Annotated in this window: 16 protein-coding genes; 11 read left to right on the top strand and 5 right to left on the bottom strand. The window is 49.8% G+C overall.

Going from position 1 to position 19,769, the window contains the following annotated elements:
* Positions 1-3 precede the first annotated feature (3 nt).
* From dmsB to J1G48_RS14510, 4 genes are all read left to right on the top strand, one after another.
* Entirely contained in the window at positions 4-621 is a 618-nt protein-coding gene (dmsB, locus tag J1G48_RS14525) for a dimethylsulfoxide reductase iron-sulfur subunit DmsB (RefSeq protein WP_000213069.1), read from the top strand.
* A gap of 1 nt (position 622) precedes the next feature.
* Positions 623-1,486 (top strand): dimethyl sulfoxide reductase anchor subunit family protein, encoded by an 864-nt coding sequence (locus tag J1G48_RS14520; protein ID WP_000534676.1) that lies wholly within the window; start codon positions 623-625, stop codon positions 1,484-1,486.
* A 349-nt stretch (positions 1,487-1,835) separates the two neighbouring features.
* Positions 1,836-2,984 carry an MFS transporter gene (locus J1G48_RS14515; RefSeq protein WP_000109268.1) on the top strand — a complete coding sequence of 383 codons (1,149 nt, stop codon included), beginning with the start codon at positions 1,836-1,838 and terminating at the stop codon, positions 2,982-2,984.
* A 217-nt stretch (positions 2,985-3,201) separates the two neighbouring features.
* Positions 3,202-4,623 (top strand): amino acid permease, encoded by a 1,422-nt coding sequence (locus J1G48_RS14510; RefSeq protein ID WP_001134268.1) that lies wholly within the window; start codon positions 3,202-3,204, stop codon positions 4,621-4,623.
* Between the two features lie 292 nt (positions 4,624-4,915).
* Here the strand turns inward: J1G48_RS14510 and pflA are convergent, their stop codons facing one another.
* A complete protein-coding gene (gene pflA, locus J1G48_RS14505) occupies positions 4,916-5,713 on the bottom strand; it encodes a pyruvate formate lyase 1-activating protein (protein ID WP_000067973.1) in 798 nt (265 codons plus the stop codon).
* A 118-nt stretch (positions 5,714-5,831) separates the two neighbouring features.
* Complete coding sequence (locus J1G48_RS14500) at positions 5,832-6,158, bottom strand: hypothetical protein (protein WP_012543336.1); 327 nt, start codon at positions 6,156-6,158, stop codon at positions 5,832-5,834.
* 130 nt (positions 6,159-6,288) lie between these two features.
* Between J1G48_RS14500 and sopD2 the strand changes: the two genes are divergently transcribed.
* Complete coding sequence (sopD2, locus tag J1G48_RS14495; RefSeq protein WP_001145562.1) at positions 6,289-7,248, top strand: SPI-2 type III secretion system effector SopD2; 960 nt, start codon at positions 6,289-6,291, stop codon at positions 7,246-7,248.
* Positions 7,249-7,323: 75 nt separating this feature from the next.
* Here the strand turns inward: sopD2 and pflB are convergent, their stop codons facing one another.
* The 3 genes from pflB to ycaO all read right to left on the bottom strand — a co-directional run bounded on the left by pflB (position 7,324) and on the right by ycaO (position 12,688).
* Positions 7,324-9,606: a formate C-acetyltransferase gene (gene pflB, locus J1G48_RS14490; RefSeq protein ID WP_001292799.1), complete on the bottom strand. Its 2,283-nt coding sequence runs from the start codon at positions 9,604-9,606 to the stop codon at positions 7,324-7,326.
* Positions 9,607-9,665: 59 nt separating this feature from the next.
* The gene (focA, locus tag J1G48_RS14485; protein ID WP_058662150.1) at positions 9,666-10,523 is read right to left on the bottom strand and encodes a formate transporter FocA; all 858 of its coding nucleotides are present in this window, start codon (positions 10,521-10,523) and stop codon (positions 9,666-9,668) included.
* A gap of 404 nt (positions 10,524-10,927) precedes the next feature.
* Positions 10,928-12,688 carry a 30S ribosomal protein S12 methylthiotransferase accessory factor YcaO gene (gene ycaO, locus J1G48_RS14480; RefSeq protein ID WP_000194823.1) on the bottom strand — a complete coding sequence of 587 codons (1,761 nt, stop codon included), beginning with the start codon at positions 12,686-12,688 and terminating at the stop codon, positions 10,928-10,930.
* Between the two features lie 136 nt (positions 12,689-12,824).
* On the opposite strand from ycaO, the gene J1G48_RS14475 reads away from it, so the two are divergent.
* The 6 genes from J1G48_RS14475 to rpsA all read left to right on the top strand — a co-directional run bounded on the left by J1G48_RS14475 (position 12,825) and on the right by rpsA (position 19,692).
* Positions 12,825-13,517: a DUF421 domain-containing protein gene (locus J1G48_RS14475; protein WP_000642867.1), complete on the top strand. Its 693-nt coding sequence runs from the start codon at positions 12,825-12,827 to the stop codon at positions 13,515-13,517.
* 185 nt (positions 13,518-13,702) lie between these two features.
* Complete coding sequence (serC, locus tag J1G48_RS14470; protein WP_000079590.1) at positions 13,703-14,791, top strand: 3-phosphoserine/phosphohydroxythreonine transaminase; 1,089 nt, start codon at positions 13,703-13,705, stop codon at positions 14,789-14,791.
* Between the two features lie 70 nt (positions 14,792-14,861).
* Positions 14,862-16,145 (top strand): 3-phosphoshikimate 1-carboxyvinyltransferase, encoded by a 1,284-nt coding sequence (gene aroA, locus J1G48_RS14465; protein ID WP_000445198.1) that lies wholly within the window; start codon positions 14,862-14,864, stop codon positions 16,143-16,145.
* 142 nt (positions 16,146-16,287) lie between these two features.
* Positions 16,288-17,049, top strand: coding sequence for a M48 family metallopeptidase (locus tag J1G48_RS14460; protein ID WP_000792301.1), 762 nt, complete (start codon positions 16,288-16,290; stop codon positions 17,047-17,049).
* A 172-nt stretch (positions 17,050-17,221) separates the two neighbouring features.
* A complete protein-coding gene (gene cmk, locus J1G48_RS14455; protein WP_000125007.1) occupies positions 17,222-17,905 on the top strand; it encodes a (d)CMP kinase in 684 nt (227 codons plus the stop codon).
* A gap of 113 nt (positions 17,906-18,018) precedes the next feature.
* On the top strand, positions 18,019-19,692 hold the full coding sequence (gene rpsA / locus J1G48_RS14450; protein WP_000140324.1) for a 30S ribosomal protein S1: 1,674 nt from the start codon (positions 18,019-18,021) through the stop codon (positions 19,690-19,692).
* Positions 19,693-19,769 lie beyond the last annotated feature (77 nt).

Raw genomic sequence — 19,769 nt, 5'->3', positions numbered from 1 at the left:
CCGATGACAACCCAGTATGGATTTTTTATTGATTCCAGCCGTTGCACCGGTTGCAAAACCTGCGAACTGGCCTGCAAGGACTACAAAGATTTGACCCCGGATGTCAGCTTCCGTCGCATTTATGAGTATGCAGGTGGCGACTGGCAGGAGGATAACGGCGTCTGGCACCAGAACGTCTTTGCCTACTATCTCTCCATCTCCTGTAACCACTGCGAAGACCCGGCCTGCACCAAAGTCTGCCCGAGCGGCGCGATGCACAAGCGCGATGACGGTTTTGTGGTGGTGAACGAAGAGGTCTGTATCGGTTGCCGCTACTGCCACATGGCCTGCCCGTACGGCGCGCCGCAGTACAACGCGGCCAAAGGTCATATGACCAAGTGCGATGGCTGTTATGACCGGGTGGCGGAAGGTAAGAAACCGATCTGCGTCGAATCCTGTCCGCTGCGGGCGCTGGATTTCGGCCCGATAGACGAACTGCGCAAAAAACACGGTGAGCTGGCTGCCGTCGCGCCGTTACCGCGCGCGCATTTCACGAAGCCGAATATTGTGATTAAACCCAACGCCAACAGCCGCCCGACCGGGGACACTACCGGTTATCTGGCCAATCCGAAGGAGGTATAAGATGGGAAGTGGATGGCATGAATGGCCGTTGATGATCTTCACGGTCTTTGGTCAGTGCGTGGCCGGTGGTTTTATTGTTCTGGCTTTGGCGCTGATGAAGGGCGACCTGCGCGCGGAAACGCAGCAGCGGGTGATCGCCTGTATGTTTGGTCTGTGGGTGCTGATGGGGATTGGCTTTATCGCCTCGATGCTGCATCTGGGCTCGCCGATGCGCGCGTTTAACTCGCTTAACCGCGTGGGTGCTTCCGCACTGAGCAATGAAATTGCCAGCGGCTCGGTGTTTTTTGCGGTCGGCGGGATTGGCTGGCTGCTGGCGGTACTGAAAAAGCTGCCGCCGGCACTGCGCACACTCTGGCTGATTATCACGATGGTACTGGGCGTCGTCTTCGTCTGGATGATGGTACGCGTCTATAACAGCATCGATACAGTACCGACCTGGTATAGCGTCTGGACGCCGCTGGGCTTCTTCCTGACGCTCTTTATAGGGGGCCCGCTACTGGGTTATCTGCTGCTGCGCATCGCAGGCGTGAACGGTTGGGCGATGCGTTTGTTGCCTGCGGTGTCGGTGCTGGCGCTGGTGGTTATTGCCATTATGGTGGCCATGCAGGGCGCGGAACTGGCGACGATTCACAGTTCCATTCAGCAGGCGTCTGCTCTGGTGCCGGATTATGGTTCGCTGATGGCCTGGCGTATGGTGCTGCTTGCGGCGGCGTTGTGCTGCTGGATTGTGCCACAGTTAAAAGGGTATCAACCTGCGGTACCGTTGCTCTCTGTCGCCTTCATTCTGATGCTGGCGGGGGAATTGATTGGCCGCGGCGTATTCTATGGGCTGCATATGACCGTGGGCATGGCGGTAGCCAGCTAACGCGTTGACGCGCATTCGGCCTGCAGAACGTGCAGGCCGAATTCGCCTTTAGCCGCCATCAATCTAAGGAATATAACCGGGGCGGAGAAGGCGCATATAAATCCATAGAGAAGAAAACGAAGCTAAAGGAACCATGAAATTTTTCGACTGAACAAAACGCCGATTTTGCGGGTTAGATCAATAAAAACAAGGGGATGAATTTTTAGCCTTTCAATATATTCACGTGCAGAATAAGTAAATCAAATCGATAGTCTCAAAACTTGAGAATCGCCCATGCGGAGCCGATTGACAATGTTTTTGGCGATGGCATGATGCGCATGAAATTTGAACTTCCTCACGGTTTTTATTCATGTCCACCTATACCCGTCCCGTCATGCTTTTGCTGTGCGGGCTACTTTTGTTGACCCTGGCCATTGCGGTACTGAATACGCTTGTGCCGCTGTGGCTTGCTCAGGCAAACCTTCCTACCTGGCAGGTGGGGATGGTCAGCTCGTCTTATTTTACCGGCAATCTGGTCGGGACGTTATTTACCGGGTATTTAATTAAACGCATTGGGTTTAACCGTAGCTATTATCTTGCCTCGCTGATCTTCGCCGCGGGTTGTGTCGGGTTGGGGGTGATGGTGGGGTTCTGGAGCTGGATGAGCTGGCGTTTTATTGCCGGTATCGGCTGCGCCATGATTTGGGTGGTTGTCGAAAGTGCGTTGATGTGCAGCGGAACCTCGCATAATCGCGGGCGCCTGCTGGCTGCCTATATGATGGCCTATTACATGGGGACCTTCCTTGGACAATTATTGGTCAGTAAAGTATCTGGTGAATTGCTGCACGTCCTTCCCTGGGTGACCGGAATGATTCTGGCGGGAATTCTGCCGCTACTCTTTACCCGAATTGTAAATCAGCAAACGCAGGCACGTCATTCCTCTTCTATTAGCGCCATGCTGAAGCTACGCCAGGCGCGTCTTGGCGTGAATGGTTGTATTATTTCCGGCATTGTTCTTGGTTCATTATATGGCCTGATGCCGTTATATCTGAAGCATCAGGGGATGGCTAACGCCAGCATCGGTTTCTGGATGGCGGTGCTGGTGAGCGCCGGCATTTTGGGGCAATGGCCAATGGGACGTCTGGCGGACAAATTTGGTCGCTTGCTGGTGTTACGCGTACAGGTATTCGTTGTCATACTCGGTAGTATTGCCATGTTAACCCAGGCGGCGATGGCGCCAGCTCTGTTTATTCTGGGGGCGGCGGGTTTTACGCTTTATCCCGTCGCAATGGCCTGGGCCTGTGAAAAAGTCGAACATCACCAGCTTGTGGCAATGAACCAGGCGCTGTTGTTAAGTTATACGGTAGGGAGCCTGTTGGGGCCGTCTTTTGCTGCGATGTTAATGCAGAATTATTCAGATAATCTGCTGTTTATTATGATCGCCAGCGTATCGTTTATTTATCTGCTGATGCTGTTACGTAACGCCGGCCAGACGCCTAATCCTGTCGCCCACATCTGACTGTTCTCTGAATTGTATGCAGGACGTGAGTCTTGCATACTATTTGTTTATGTTTTACGTAAAATAATTGACCTGCATAATTTTCTTGCTTTGCTGAAAAATAAAATGTGCCGAAGGTTATAATTTTGCGCTCCTCTATTTTCTCTCTTCGTCTTTACCGCGCATAATCCCCCGCTTCATTTATAGTAATAGCATTGTGTTCACGAAGGATCGCGTTATGCCGAATGTGCAGGAAAAACAGTTGCGATGGTACAACATCGCCCTGATGTCGTTTATTACCGTTTGGGGATTCGGCAATGTTGTCAATAACTATGCTAACCAGGGGTTAGTGGTTGTCTTCTCCTGGGTGTTTATTTTTGCGCTCTATTTCATTCCTTATGCCTTAATCGTGGGGCAACTGGGCTCAACCTTCAAAGAGGGAAAAGGGGGCGTCAGTACCTGGATTAAGCATACGATGGGGCCGGGGTTGGCTTACCTTGCGGCATGGACCTATTGGGTCGTGCATATTCCCTACCTGGCGCAAAAGCCGCAGGCGATACTCATTGCATTGGGATGGGCTTTAAAAGGCGACGGCTCGTTGATAAAAGAATATACCGTCGTTGCCTTGCAGGGGCTGACGCTGGCATTGTTTGTTTTCTTTATGTGGGTTGCTTCCCGGGGGATGAAATCGCTAAAGGTTGTTGGGTCTGTGGCCGGGATTGCCATGTTTATCATGTCAATTTTATATGTTGTGATGGCAGTGACCGCGCCAGCAATTACAAACGTTGAAATTGCGACCACTAACATCACCTGGCAGTCATTTATTCCTCATATCGATTTTACCTATATCACCACCATCTCTATGTTGGTCTTTGCGGTTGGTGGGGCAGAGAAGATCTCGCCTTATGTCAACCAGACGCGGAATCCAGGAAAAGAATTTCCGAAGGGGATGCTCTTTTTAGCCGTCATGGTTGCGGTCTGCGCTATCCTCGGTTCGTTGGCGATGGGAATGATGTTTGATTCGCGGCATATACCTGACGATTTAATGACTAATGGGCAATATTATGCATTCCAGAAATTGGGTGAGTATTACCATATGGGTAATTCATTAATGGTGATTTATGCCATTGCCAATACTCTGGGGCAAATCGCCGCGCTGGTGTTTTCTATTGATGCGCCACTGAAAGTTTTACTGGGTGATGCAGACACTAAATATATCCCGCAGCGCTTATGTCGTACTAACGCTTCAGGTACGCCTGTTAACGGTTATTTGCTGACATTAGTGTTGGTCGCTATCTTGATTATGTTGCCAACGCTTGGCATCGGCGATATGAACAACCTGTACAAATGGCTGCTTAATCTCAATTCAGTCGTTATGCCGCTGCGCTATCTGTGGGTATTTGTCGCCTTTATTGCCGTCATTCGACTGGCGCAAAAGTACAAACCCGAATATGTGTTTATTCGCAACCGGGCGTTGGCGTTAACTGTGGGAATATGGTGTTTTGCCTTCACCGCGTTTGCCTGCCTTACCGGTATTTTCCCCAAAATGGAGGCGTTCACGCCGGAGTGGACATTCCAGCTGACGTTGAACATCGTGACGCCTTTTGTCCTGGTCGGGTTGGGATTAATTTTCCCACTGCTGGCGCGTAGAAACACATAACGACGCTCTTTTCCACGGCGCTCCTGTCAGGCGAGCGCCTTTTAAGGTTACAGGTGCCTGGGTTCCAGGCGGAGACCACGGTATTAACAGGCGCCGGGGGCAGCAATAGTTGTCAGACCTTCAACCCAGCAGCAGATAAGCGACTCTGTATTTAATACCTGGTTAGCGCAATATTGTTAACCATGCCTGTCTGATGGCGGGGTCGGGTATTTTAGCGGTAAGAGCGTTATCCAGACAGCAAAACGGCTACCGTCATGGGTAGCCGTTTAAAAGCGGGTAAGATAGCAGGCGATTAATACATCACTTTATGACCATACTGCTCAAGAATACCCTTTACACGCTCCATGGTCTCTTTTTTAGGCGGCTTCACGCCATCCAGTTTATATTCTTCGCCCATTGCCACCCATTTATGTTTGCCCAGCTCATGATAGGGCAACAGTTCGATTTTTTCGACATTACCCATATCGCGGGTAAACTCGCCCAGGCGATGCGCGGAATCATCGTCGTCAGACCAGCCGGGAACGACAACGTAACGGATCCAGACCTTCACATTTTTCTTTGATAAATACTGCGCGAATTCCAGCGTCCGGTGATTAGAGACACCGACCAGATTCTGGTGGATCTCATCATTCATCTGCTTGAGATCGAGCATCACCAGATCGGTAACGTCCAACAGTTCATCAATCACCGGGTCATAACGGCGCACAAAGCCGTTGGTGTCGAGACAGGTGTGGATACCTTCTTTTTTACAGGCGCGAAACCAGTCGCGTACAAATTCTGCCTGCAAAATGGCCTCGCCGCCGGATGCCGTCACGCCGCCGCCAGAAGCATTCATAAAATGCCGATAGGTCACCACCTCTTTCATTAAGTCTTCAACGGTGATTTCTTTACCGCCATGCGTATCCCATGTGTCGCGGTTATGGCAATACAGGCAGCGCATCAGGCAGCCCTGAAAAAAGGTAATAAAGCGGATGCCTGGGCCATCAACGGTGCCACAGGACTCAAAGGAGTGAATGCGACCAATAACCGGCTTTTTATCAGCAGTTACTGCAACACTTTCATTTGTAATACAATTGGTTAAGTTACTCATATCGCTTCGGCTAGCTCTAAATAACATGGGGTTTATGGACACATTCCGGGCATGTTGAGCACCCTGGTAAGGGGGTTGCATCCTGTAAAAAAGCGGTACTGCGAGCGTAAATTTTGGACTACAGAATGTGTGGCTGTTCCAGAATGTGCTGCAATGGAGCTATTTTACCTCTATTCAGTATAAAATATACGGCAAATCTATGCTGCATAACTCGCACCGCCAGAAATTCTGGCTCATTCATCAGCTCGTAACGCCTCAACCGCAATACATACTGTAAGTGTATCATCCATAGCGTCCTGGTTTTGCTGTTTATGATCCGCCTCTTTTTTCGAATGGTTGGCGCCGTTTTGTTGTGGTCAGAACGAAAATAATTCTCAACATAATTCAGATGTGTCCAAAGAACGTTATGCGCTGTCCAGCGCCTGGCGTCGCATTCAACGCGCAATCAGGTGTAAATCTGATGTCATTTCTAAACCCAGGCTGATTCAATCTCTTAAATAGAGTGTGGTTTTAATCAAAAAATGAGAGCAACGGATTGGATCTTGCTTTCGCGGTAAATAATCAAGGGAGTTATTATGCCAGTTACGTTAAGTTTTGGTAATCGTCATAACTATGAAATTAATCATTCACGGCTAGCCCGTTTGATGAGTCCTGATAAAGAAGAAGCGCTATACATGGGGGTATGGGATAGATTTAAGGACTGCTTCAGAACACACAAAAAACAAGAGGTGCTGGAGGTATTATATACACTCATCCATGGATGTGAACGTGAAAATCAAGCTGAACTTAATGTTGATATAACCGGCATGGAGAAGATACATGCCTTTACACAATTAAAACAATATGCTAATCCATCTCAACAAGACCGCTTTGTTATGCGTTTTGATATGAATCAGACACAAGTTTTATTTGAGATTGATGGCAAGGTTATTGATAAATGTAATTTGCATCGTCTCCTCAATGTTTCAGAAAACTGTATTTTTAAAGTGATGGAAGAAGATGAAGAAGAGTTGTTTTTTAAAGTATGTATTAAGTATGGAGAAAAAATTGCCCGCTATCCAGAATTATTAGAAGGATTTGCTAATAAACTTAAAGATGCAGTTAATGAGGATGATGACGTTAAGGATGAAGTTTATAAGCTTATGCGATCTGGAGAAGATCGAAAAATGGAATGTGTTGAATGGAATGGTACTCTTACTGAAGAGGAGAAGAATAAACTACGCTGTCTTCAAATGGGGTCTTTTAATATTACTACCCAATTTTTTAAAATAGGTTACTGGGAATTAGAGGGGGAAGTCCTGTTTGATATGGTTCATCCAACACTTAGCTATCTGCTACAAGCATATAAACCGTCATTGTCATCTGATTTAATAGAAACTAACACGATGCTGTTTTCTGATGTATTAAATAAGGATTATGATGATTATCAAAATAATAAAAGAGAAATTGATGCTATTCTAAGAAGAATATATAGATCACATAATAACACTTTATTTATAAGTGAAAAGTCGAGTTGTCGCAATATGCTTATATAAAAAGTCATTAAAAAGGCCCCACTGATATGGAGCCTTTTTTGTACGCTTTTTATGGCGTAATTTCAGTCAAACCCATTACATGGTCTGCGTGAAGGTACGAGTAATAACGTCCTGCTGCTGTTCTTTCGTCAGGGAGTTAAAACGTACTGCGTAACCAGATACACGGATGGTCAGCTGCGGATATTTTTCCGGATGTTCCATCGCGTCCAGCAGCATTTCACGGTTCATGACGTTGACGTTCAGGTGCTGACCGCCTTCGATGGACGCTTCGTGGTGGAAGTAACCATCCATCAGACCTGCCAGGTTAGTCTTACGAACTTCGTCGTCTTTACCCAGTGCGTTCGGAACGATAGAGAAGGTATAAGAAATACCATCTTTCGCGTAAGCAAACGGCAGTTTAGCAACGGAGGTCAGAGAAGCGACAGCGCCTTTCTGGTCACGACCGTGCATCGGGTTAGCACCTGGTCCGAACGGCGCGCCAGCGCGACGACCATCCGGGGTGTTACCGGTTTTCTTACCATACACAACGTTAGAAGTGATGGTCAGAACAGACTGCGTCGGGATAGCGCCACGGTAGGTGGTCAGTTTCTGAATTTTCTTCATGAAACGTTCTACCAGGTCAACCGCCATGTCATCTACACGAGCGTCGTTGTTACCAAACTGCGGGTATTCGCCTTCGATTTCGAAGTCGATAGCCAGACCATCTTCGTCACGAATCGGTTTAACTTTCGCATATTTGATGGCAGACAGGGAGTCAGCAGCAACGGACAGACCTGCGATACCACACGCCATGGTGCGGATAACGTCACGGTCGTGCAGCGCCATCAGAGAGGCTTCGTAGCTGTACTTGTCGTGCATGTAGTGGATAACGTTCAGCGCGGTGACATACTGTTTAGCCAGCCAGTCCATGAAGTGATCCATGCGATCCATCACTTCGTCGAAGTTCAGAACATCGCCTTTGATCGGTTCGGATTTCGGACCAACCTGCATTTTCAGTTTTTCATCAACGCCGCCGTTGATAGCGTACAGCATGGTTTTCGCCAGGTTTGCACGCGCGCCGAAGAACTGCATTTGTTTACCAACGATCATCGGGCTTACGCAGCATGCGATAGCGTAGTCATCGTTGTTGAAGTCCGGACGCATCAGGTCATCGTTCTCGTACTGCAGAGAAGAGGTGTCGATGGAGACTTTAGCGGCGAATTTCTTGAAGTTCAGCGGCAGTTTTTCAGACCACAGAACGGTGATGTTCGGCTCCGGAGACGGCCCCATGGTGTACAGGGTGTTCAGGAAACGGAAGCTGTTTTTGGTGACCAGAGTACGGCCATCAACGCCCATACCGCCGATAGATTCGGTTGCCCAAATCGGGTCGCCGGAGAACAGTTCATCATATTCAGGAGTACGCAGGAAGCGAACCATACGCAGTTTCATGACCAGGTGGTCAATCATTTCCTGTGCGTCTTGCTCGGTGATTTTGCCTGCTTTCAGGTCACGTTCGATGTACGCATCCAGGAAGGTGGATACACGACCGAAGGACATTGCTGCGCCGTTCTGAGATTTAACCGCAGCCAGGTAACCGAAGTAAGTCCACTGGATTGCTTCCTGAGCGTTAGTCGCCGGACCAGAGATATCGCAGCCGTATTTAGCTGCCATTTCTTTGATCTGACCCAGAGCGCGGTGCTGTTCAGCGATTTCTTCACGCAGACGGATAGTCGCTTCCAGATTTACGCCGTTTTCCAGATCGGATTGCAGAGACGTAAACTGTGCGAATTTGTCTTTCATCAGGTAGTCGATACCGTACAGCGCTACGCGACGGTAGTCACCGATGATACGGCCACGGCCATACGCATCCGGCAGACCGGTCAGAACGCCGGATTTACGGCAACGCAGGATGTCCGGAGTATAAACGTCGAACACGCCCTGGTTGTGAGTCTTACGGTATTCGGTGAAGATTTTTTTGATCATTGGGTCCAGCTCGCGATTGTACGCTTTGCAGGAACCTTCAACCATTTTGATGCCGCCGAACGGGATAATCGCACGCTTCAGCGGAGCTTCAGTCTGCAGACCAACAATTTTCTCAAGCGCTTTGTTGATGTAGCCAGCGTCGTGAGAAGTGATGGTGGAAGCAACGGAGGTGTCAAAGTCAACAGGCGCGTGAGTGCGGTTTTCCTGTTTAACGCCTTCCATTACGCTGTCCCACAGCTTGGTGGTCGCGTCAGTAGCGCCAGCCAGGAAGGACTCGTCACCCTCATACGGAGTGTAGTTTTTCTGAATGAAGTCACGGACGTTTACTTCATTCTGCCAGTCACCTTTGGTAAAACCTTCCCAGGCTGTGGCTAACTTTTCATTAAGCTCGGACATGTAACACCTACCTTCTTAAGTGGATTTTTTATTTACTGCGTGTAATGGGCATCAACAGATTAATGATGCTCGTTACCACGCAGGTAAATGACCCAGTATGTCAACCCGACCAACAAACCGCCGCCGATAATATTACCGATCGTGACCGGAATCAGGTTATCAGTGATGAAGCTCATCACGGTCAGGTGAGAAAAACTTTCCGGAGACGAACCAACCGCGGTCCAAAACTCCGGTGTAGCAAAATCGCGTATTACAATACCCATAGGAATCATAAACATGTTTGCGATACTGTGCTCAAAACCGCTGGCGACAAACATGGCGACGGGCAGTACCATGATGAACGCTTTGTCCATCAGGCTACGACCTGAGTAGCTCATCCACACGGCCAGACAAACCATCAGGTTCGCCAGAATACCGAGGCAGACAGCTTCAATAAAAGTGTGGTGCATTTTGTGGTCGGCGGTTTGCAGGACGTTAAGTCCCCATTGACCGTTGGCAGTCATATACTCGCCGGAAAGCCACATCAGTAACACGAAAAGCAGAGCGCCAATCAGGTTACCAAAATAGACGTTTAACCAGTTTTTAGCCAGTTGCCCCCAGGTGATGCGACCGCTAGCTTTAGCTACAACGATCAGAACAGTAGAGGTGAAGAGATCAGCGCCGCAAATAACACAGAGAATCAGTCCCAAAGAGAAACAGATACCCCCGATAAGTTTCGCCATGCCATAAGGCATCGCGCTAGTACCGGTTGTCGCAGTAATATAAAAAACAAAGGCAATTGAAATGAATACGCCGGCGGTAATCGCCAGATAGAAAGTCTTAAGCGGATGTTTCGTTGCTTTATAGACGCCTGCTTCTTCAGCCACTTTGGCCATTGCTGCAGGGAGTAAAAGGTCAAAAGGGTTGTCAGCTTTCACACTAACTCTCTCTTTATTAAGTCGGCGACGAGATACTAACAAAGCATTATAGATGAGAATTTGATATAGATCATATCTCGCCTGGCTTATAGGCCCGTAAGTCGCATGGCTTTTATGCAATTACGGTGTAACTTTTTGATTATCCTAATAAAAATAAATTTTAAAAATTATAAATAGAGTTGAATTTTTTCCTGACTCCTCCTGCTGCACGGTTAATTAATATGGAGTAATCAACAAATAAAGTAACATCACTATGTCAATTAATTTAATATCAACAACCAATATTTAACCTTGTTATTACATTTTTCGCCGTTTAGCGAAAATAAATAAAACGGGGCCGCAAAGGCGCCCCGTAATATAACGCAGCCGAGAGGGTAAACCTACCCTAAGTCACTCATATGGCCTTATTTTGACCAGTATGCCGCTTTCGCGCGCTGTAATTTATCATACGCTTTTAACAAGGACTGATGCGCCGGGAACGCTTGTAGATCGTGGTCGACAGCCGGTAGTCCATAAAAAGCCGCTTCACCGCTAAGCGCGGCGCTGGCGGCCTCTACAGCCTCTGCGCCATACATTTTTATAAAAGCATTGAGATATTGCAGTGGCTGACGCGCATCTTCTTGCGACAGGAGCAGCAGAGTTTGCAGGCAACGGTAATAGTTTGCGCGTGTCGGACTAAAGACCGACGAATTGAACTCCATCGTCCATTCTGTCCAGATTAGCGCCTGCTCCAAATCGCCGCCCGCTAACGCTAACATTGCTTTTAATTCGCCGACGCGCAGTGTATACCAACCATTGTCCGCTCCGGTCGCCAGACCCAACAGTTCACGCACGCGGGTGAAATCGTCAAAACCTTCTTCATCCAATTGTTCAATCAGATTGAGATAATCTTCTTTATTCCAGGCGCTACCGGGCAGCGAAAGCAGAGTCTCACGAAGATGGCTACCCATATTGTTGTTGGCCAGCCACAGATCTTCGGCAGGATAAATATCAGACATTCCCGGTACGATAATACGACAGGCGTATACGCCGAGATGCTCGTAATCGGCAATGTAAACTTCTTTATCTTCAGCAGCAAAGATGGCCATCAGCGTGGCGAATTCTTCTTCGGTAGTGCCGGAAAAACTCCAGTCCGTGAACGGATAATCGGCGTCCTGTTTGAACAGATCCCAGGAAATCAGGCCGCTGGAGTCGATGAAGTGGGTCTCCAGATTAGTGTGCTCCGCGACTTCTTCATCATCGAACGTTGGTGGCGTGAAGACATCAAGATCTTTCAGACCGCGTCCCTGGAGTAGCTCGGTCACTGTACGCTCCAGCGCAACGCCAAAGTCAGGATGGGCGCCAAAAGAAGCAAAGCAGGTACCGTTAGCCGGGTTGAACAGCACGACGCAGATAACCGGATACTTACCGCCCAGCGAGCCGTCATAGGCGAAAATCGGGAAACCCTCGGCTTCCAGCGTGGCGATTGACTCCATTACCGCCGGATAACGCGCCATCACCTCTGCGGGAATCTCCGGCAGACTGATACTTTCCGCAATGATGCGATTTTTCACATAACGCTCGAAGACTTCCGACAGTCCCTGAACGCGGGCTTCATTACGCGTATTGCCGGCGGACATTCCGTTAGAGACGTACAGGTTGCCGATGATATTCATCGGAATATACACGGTCTGGTTATCGGACTGACGGGTAAATGGCAGGCCGCAGACGCCGCGAGCTTCATTGCCGGACTGAAGATCAATTAACTGGCTTCCGGTGAGTTCATTTTCCGGATCGTAAAACGCGCGCAGACGGGCATCAAGCAAGCCTTCCGGTACGTCGTCATTTTCAGTCAGCGGGAACCACTTTTCGTTCGGGTAATGCACGAATGGCCCATTGGCGACCGTTTCGCCAAGCCAGAAATCAGCAAAGAAGTAGTTGGTTGACAGACGCTCGAAGTATTCGCCCAGCGCCGAGGCCAGCGCCGCTTTTTTGGTCGCGCCTTTTCCGTTGGTAAAGCATAACGCGCACTCTTTATCGCGAATATGCACTGACCAGACGTTTGGCACCGGGTTCAGCCAGGAGGCCTCTTCGATGTGAAAGCCGAGGTCGAGTAACTTTTGCTGGAAGCGGGCGATGGAGTCTTCCAGCGCGGCGTCTTTGCCGGGAATAAATGTTTGCGTCATGAAAATCACTTTTGTCGTACGGAAAGCGCGCAATGATACGGGTTTTATGTGACGGGCGCTATCTCGCCGGGACATCGGCGGAAATAAAAGTATTGGCTATGCTTTTACACTGGCATTCACAGGAAGAGCATAAAAAATGAAAGCATTTGATTTGCAACGAATGGCGCTGGATAACGTGCCGGTAGCGTTTTTGGGGGAAGTGGCGCTGCGTAGCTTTTACACCTTTGTTCTGGTGTTTCTTTTCTTAAAGGTGACAGGACGACGCGGCGTACGGCAAATGTCGCTTTTTGAAGTGCTGATCATTTTGACATTGGGATCGGCGGCAGGCGACGTCGCGTTTTATGATGACGTTCCGATGCTCCCTGTTCTGGTGGTATTCATCACCCTGGCGCTGCTCTATCGCCTGGTCATGTGGCTGATGGCGCATAGTGAAAAGTTGGAAGATCTGCTGGAAGGCAAGTCGGTGGTCATTGTTGAAGACGGCGAACTGGCGTGGGAAAAACTGCAGCGCTCGAACATGACGGAGTTTGAGTTTTTTATGGAGCTTCGCTTGAATGGCGTTGAGCAACTGGGGCAGGTCAGACTGGCCATCCTGGAGACAAACGGACAAATCAGCGTCTATTTCTTTGAAAATAAAGACGTTAAGCCGGGGTTAAGCATTCTTCCTGAGCACTGTACGCCACGCTTTATCGTGGCGCCGGAGGCTGGCGACTATGCCTGCGTACGTTGCAGTGAAGTGATACGCATGAATATCGGGGAAAAGCAATTATGTCCGCGCTGCGCAAATCCAGAATGGACGAAGGCAAGCCGGGCTAAACGCGTTGTTTAACAGCGAAAATATCGGATTTATACGGTTAAACCGGAAGATTCTGTTGTGTGACGCATGCCGCATTTTCTCCTCGCATTGTTTTACCCATTGCGGCGCGTGTCACTGAATGATAAAACCGATATTCACATGAATAACGTTTGCCTGATGTCTGTCAGGCAGGAAACAATGCAGCGTGGTGAGGGGAAATGGCTCAGGTCTTTAATTTTAGTTCAGGTCCGGCGATGCTACCGGCGGAAGTACTTAAACTGGCGCAACAGGAACTGCGTGACTGGCACGGTCTTGGTACGTCGGTAATGGAAATTAGCCATCGAGGCAAAGAGTTTATCCAGGTCGCTGAAGAGGCGGAGCAGGATTTTCGCGATCTCCTTAATATCCCCTCCAACTATAAAGTTTTATTTTGTCACGGCGGCGGTCGCGGGCAGTTTGCTGGCGTGCCGCTCAATCTGCTGGGCGATAAAACCACGGCGGATTATGTCGATGCTGGTTACTGGGCGGCGAGCGCCATCAAAGAAGCCAAAAAATACTGTGCGCCGCAGATTATCGACGCCAAAATCACCGTTGACGGCAAACGTGCCGTAAAACCGATGCGCGAGTGGCAGCTTTCCGATAACGCCGCTTATTTACACTATTGCCCGAATGAGACCATTGACGGCATCGCCATCGATGAAACGCCGGATTTTGGCCCGGAAGTGGTCGTCACGGCGGATTTTTCTTCTACCATCCTGTCTGCGCCGCTGGACGTCTCTCGCTATGGCGTAATTTATGCTGGCGCGCAGAAGAATATCGGTCCGGCAGGACTGACGCTGGTTATCGTCCGGGAGGATCTGTTAGGCAAGGCGCATGAGAGCTGCCCGTCCATCCTCGACTACACCGTCCTGAATGATAACGACTCGATGTTTAATACGCCGCCGACTTTCGCCTGGTATCTTTCCGGTCTGGTGTTCAAATGGTTGAAAGCGCAGGGCGGCGTGGCGGCGATGCACAAAATCAATCAGCAAAAAGCGGAGTTGCTGTACGGTGTGATTGATAACAGCGATTTCTACCGTAACGATGTCGCACAGGCCAACCGTTCGCGGATGAATGTTCCGTTCCAGTTAGCGGACAATGCGCTGGACAAGGTCTTTCTGGAAGAGTCTTTCGCCGCCGGTCTGCACGCCTTAAAAGGGCACCGTGTTGTTGGCGGGATGCGCGCCTCTATCTATAACGCCATGCCGATTGAAGGGGTAAAAGCGCTAACCGATTTCATGATCGATTTTGAGCGTCGCCACGGCTAATTCGTTTCTTTTTTCATCCCCACGGCCAGTCTGTGGGGTTTTTATTTCTGTTTTTTGAGAGTTGAGTTTCATGGAATCCCTGACGTTACAACCCATCGCGCGGGTCGATGGCGCCATTAATTTACCTGGCTCCAAAAGTGTTTCAAACCGTGCTTTGCTCCTGGCGGCTTTAGCTTGTGGTAAAACCGTTCTGACGAATCTGCTGGATAGCGATGACGTCCGCCATATGCTCAATGCCCTGAGCGCGTTGGGGATCAATTACACCCTTTCTGCCGATCGCACCCGCTGTGATATCACGGGTAATGGCGGCCCATTACGTGCGCCAGGCGCTCTGGAACTGTTTCTCGGTAATGCCGGAACCGCGATGCGTCCGTTAGCGGCAGCGCTATGTCTGGGGCAAAATGAGATAGTGTTAACCGGCGAACCGCGTATGAAAGAGCGTCCGATAGGCCATCTGGTTGATTCGCTGCGTCAGGGCGGGGCGAATATTGATTACCTGGAGCAGGAAAATTATCCGCCCCTGCGTCTGCGCGGCGGTTTTATCGGCGGCGACATTGAGGTTGATGGTAGCGTTTCCAGCCAGTTCCTGACCGCTCTGCTGATGACGGCGCCGCTGGCCCCTAAAGACACAATTATTCGCGTTAAAGGCGAACTGGTATCAAAACCTTACATCGATATCACGCTAAATTTAATGAAAACCTTTGGCGTGGAGATAGCGAACCACCACTACCAACAATTTGTCGTGAAGGGAGGTCAACAGTATCACTCTCCAGGTCGCTATCTGGTCGAGGGCGATGCCTCGTCAGCGTCCTATTTTCTCGCCGCCGGGGCGATAAAAGGCGGCACGGTAAAAGTGACCGGAATTGGCCGCAAAAGTATGCAGGGCGATATTCGTTTTGCCGATGTGCTGGAGAAAATGGGCGCGACCATTACCTGGGGCGATGATTTTATTGCCTGCACGCGCGGTGAATTGCACGCCATAGATATGGATATGAACCATATTCCGGATGCGGCGATGACGATTGCCACCACGGCGCTGTTTGCGAAAGGAACCACGACGTTGCGCAATATTTATAACTGGCGAGTGAAAGAAACCGATCGCCTGTTCGCGATGGCGACCGAGCTACGTAAAGTGGGCGCTGAAGTCGAAGAAGGGCACGACTATATTCGTATCACGCCGCCGGCGAAGCTCCAACACGCGGATATTGGCACGTACAACGACCACCGTATGGCGATGTGCTTCTCACTGGTCGCACTGTCCGATACGCCAGTTACGATCCTGGACCCTAAATGTACCGCAAAAACGTTCCCTGATTATTTCGAACAACTGGCGCGAATGAGTACGCCTGCCTAAGTCTTCTGTTGCGCCAGTCGACGGGCTGGCGCGCCGAGTCCGTATTCGCACTATTTTTATAATTATGACTAATGCTAATTTGTTGATGATTTAACACATTGATTTATGTGTTTTTTATAATAGTTATCAACGGAAGATTAGTATGAAAAATAAATCATTACTACTGGCGGTGGCGATTTCCGCCACGCTACTGGCAGGATGTAAAAATGGCGTGAATGGCAATTTAATCGCCAGTTCAGGCATGTCAGCCTACAAAGCCGCCACACTGTCCGATGCGGATGTTAAGGCATTATCTAATAATGCCTGTAAACAAATGGACAGCGAGAATCAACTGGCAGGTTCGAAAAGCAAATACACCAAACGTCTGAGCAAAATCGCCAAAGCGCTGGGTAACAACATTGACGGTACGCCGGTTAGCTATAAAGTCTATATGACCAGCGATATCAACGCATGGGCGATGGCGAACGGTTGCGTTCGCGTATACTCCGGCCTGATGGATCTGATGACCGATAATGAAATTGAAGGCGTACTGGGCCATGAACTGGGCCATGTCTCTTTAGGGCACTCTCGCAAGGCAATGCAGACCGCTTATGCCACGCTGGCGGCTCGCGATGCGATTTCCGCCACCAGCGGCGTCGCAGCGCAGCTTTCCCAGTCTCAATTGGGCGATCTGGCGGAAGGCGTCATCAATTCGGCGTTTTCTCGCAGTCAGGAGTCGGATGCGGATGACTTCTCTTACGATCTGCTGAAAAAACGCGGGATTAACACCCAGGGCTTAGTCACGGCATTCGATAAATTCGCCACAATGGACGCAGGTCATGCAAAATCATTGATGGACTCCCACCCGGCTTCAGCCGATCGCGCGCAGCATATGCGCGACAGAATTGCCGAAGATAAAAAGTAAATTATTGTCATCTTTCGGGCTGGTTTCTCGCCGGCCCGCTATAATTGCGCAATTATTCCGCATCTGATTACAGACAAAACTGGTTTTTGCACGCAACGTTAACGGTCGCGAGCGTTGGCGCGTATAATGCGCGGCGTTTACGTTAACGGTACGCCTGTTTAAGGAGATAAAGATGACGGCAATTGCCCCGGTAATAACCATTGATGGCCCAAGCGGTGCAGGTAAAGGCACCTTGTGCAAAGCAATGGCGGAAGCATTGCAATGGCATCTGCTGGATTCCGGCGCGATATACCGCGTACTGGCGCTGGCGGCATTGCATCACCATGTCGATCTCGCCTCTGAAGATGCGCTGGTGCCTCTGGCGTCCCATCTGGACGTGCGTTTCGTCTCAACGGACGGCAACCTGGAAGTTATCCTGGAAGGCGAGGACGTTAGCGGCGAAATCCGTACGCAGGAAGTCGCGAACGCGGCATCCCAGGTGGCAGCATTCCCACGCGTGCGTGAAGCGCTTCTTCGCCGCCAACGCGCATTCCGCGAAGCGCCTGGTTTAATCGCCGATGGACGCGATATGGGGACCGTGGTCTTCCCGGATGCGCCGGTAAAAATTTTCCTTGACGCCTCCTCGGAGGAACGTGCGCATCGACGTATGCTACAGTTGCAGGAGAATGGCTTTAGTGTTAACTTTGAACGCCTTTTGGCCGAGATCAAGGAACGCGACGATCGCGATCGTAATCGCGCTGTAGCGCCGTTAGTTCCTGCTGCTGATGCATTAGTTTTGGATTCTACCCGATTAAGCATTGAGCAAGTGATTGAAAAAGCGTTACAATATGCGCGCCAAAAATTGGCTCTCGCTTAAATGCGACCGAATTTGTAGTACCCCCGTTGCAAAGGATTGACAGCGGGTATGTTAAACAACCCCATCCGGCACGGAGCCAGGTGGACGTTAAATATGAAACCTGAAGATTAAACATGACTGAATCTTTTGCTCAACTCTTTGAAGAATCCTTAAAAGAAATCGAAACCCGCCCGGGTTCCATCGTTCGTGGTGTTGTTGTTGCTATCGACAAAGACGTAGTACTGGTTGACGCCGGTCTGAAATCTGAGTCTGCCATTCCGGCTGAGCAGTTCAAAAACGCCCAGGGCGAACTGGAAATCCAGGTTGGTGACGAAGTTGACGTTGCTCTGGATGCAGTAGAAGACGGCTTCGGTGAAACTCTGCTCTCTCGTGAGAAAGCTAAACGTCACGAAGCATGGATCACGCTGGAAAAAGCTTACGAAGATGCTGAAACTGTTACCGGTGTTATCAACGGCAAAGTTAAGGGTGGCTTCACTGTTGAGCTGAACGGTATTCGCGCGTTCCTGCCAGGTTCTCTGGTAGACGTTCGTCCGGTGCGTGACACTCTGCACCTGGAAGGCAAAGAGCTTGAATTCAAAGTAATCAAGCTGGACCAGAAACGTAACAACGTTGTGGTTTCTCGTCGTGCCGTTATCGAATCCGAAAACAGCGCAGAACGCGATCAGCTGCTGGAAAACCTGCAGGAAGGCATGGAAGTTAAAGGTATCGTTAAGAACCTCACTGACTACGGTGCATTCGTTGATCTGGGCGGCGTTGACGGCCTGCTGCACATCACTGATATGGCCTGGAAACGCGTTAAGCATCCGAGCGAAATCGTGAACGTTGGCGACGAAATCAACGTGAAAGTGCTGAAATTCGACCGCGAGCGTACCCGTGTATCCCTGGGCCTGAAACAGCTGGGCGAAGATCCGTGGGTTGCTATCGCTAAACGTTATCCGGAAGGTACCAAACTGACCGGTCGCGTGACCAACCTGACCGACTACGGCTGCTTCGTTGAAATCGAAGAAGGCGTTGAAGGCCTGGTTCACGTTTCCGAAATGGACTGGACCAACAAAAACATCCACCCGTCCAAAGTGGTTAACGTTGGCGACGTAGTGGAAGTGATGGTTCTGGATATCGACGAAGAACGTCGTCGTATCTCCCTGGGTCTGAAGCAGTGCAAATCTAACCCGTGGCAGCAGTTCGCAGAAACCCACAACAAGGGCGACCGCGTTGAAGGTAAAATCAAGTCTATCACTGACTTCGGTATCTTCATCGGCCTGGACGGCGGCATCGACGGCCTGGTTCACCTGTCTGACATCTCCTGGAACGTTGCAGGCGAAGAAGCAGTTCGTGAATACAAAAAAGGCGACGAAATCGCTGCAGTTGTTCTGCAGGTTGACGCAGAACGTGAACGTATCTCCCTGGGCGTTAAACAGCTCGCAGAAGATCCGTTCAACAACTGGGTTGCTCTGAACAAGAAAGGCGCTATCGTAACCGGTAAAGTCACTGCAGTTGACGCGAAAGGCGCAACCGTAGAACTGGCTGACGGCGTTGAAGGTTACCTGCGTGCTTCTGAAGCATCCCGTGACCGCGTTGAAGATGCGACTCTGGTTCTGAGCGTTGGCGACGACGTTGAAGCTAAATTCACCGGCGTTGATCGTAAAAACCGCGCAATCAGCCTGTCTGTTCGTGCGAAAGACGAAGCTGACGAGAAAGATGCCATCGCAACTGTTAACAAACAGGAAGATGCAAACTTCTCTAACAACGCAATGGCTGAAGCATTCAAAGCAGCTAAAGGCGAGTAATCCTCTGAAACTTCGGGTCTTTTAGTCCGAAGTATAACGAGATTACTTGACAGATTGCAGGTTTCGGCCTGTAATCA

It is taken from the genome of Salmonella sp. SAL-020 (genome assembly GCF_017372215.1).
Lineage (GTDB): Bacteria > Pseudomonadota > Gammaproteobacteria > Enterobacterales > Enterobacteriaceae > Salmonella > Salmonella enterica.
The sequence above is the reverse complement of the archived record's forward strand: the minus strand, read 5'-3'. Positions and strand labels throughout refer to the sequence as shown.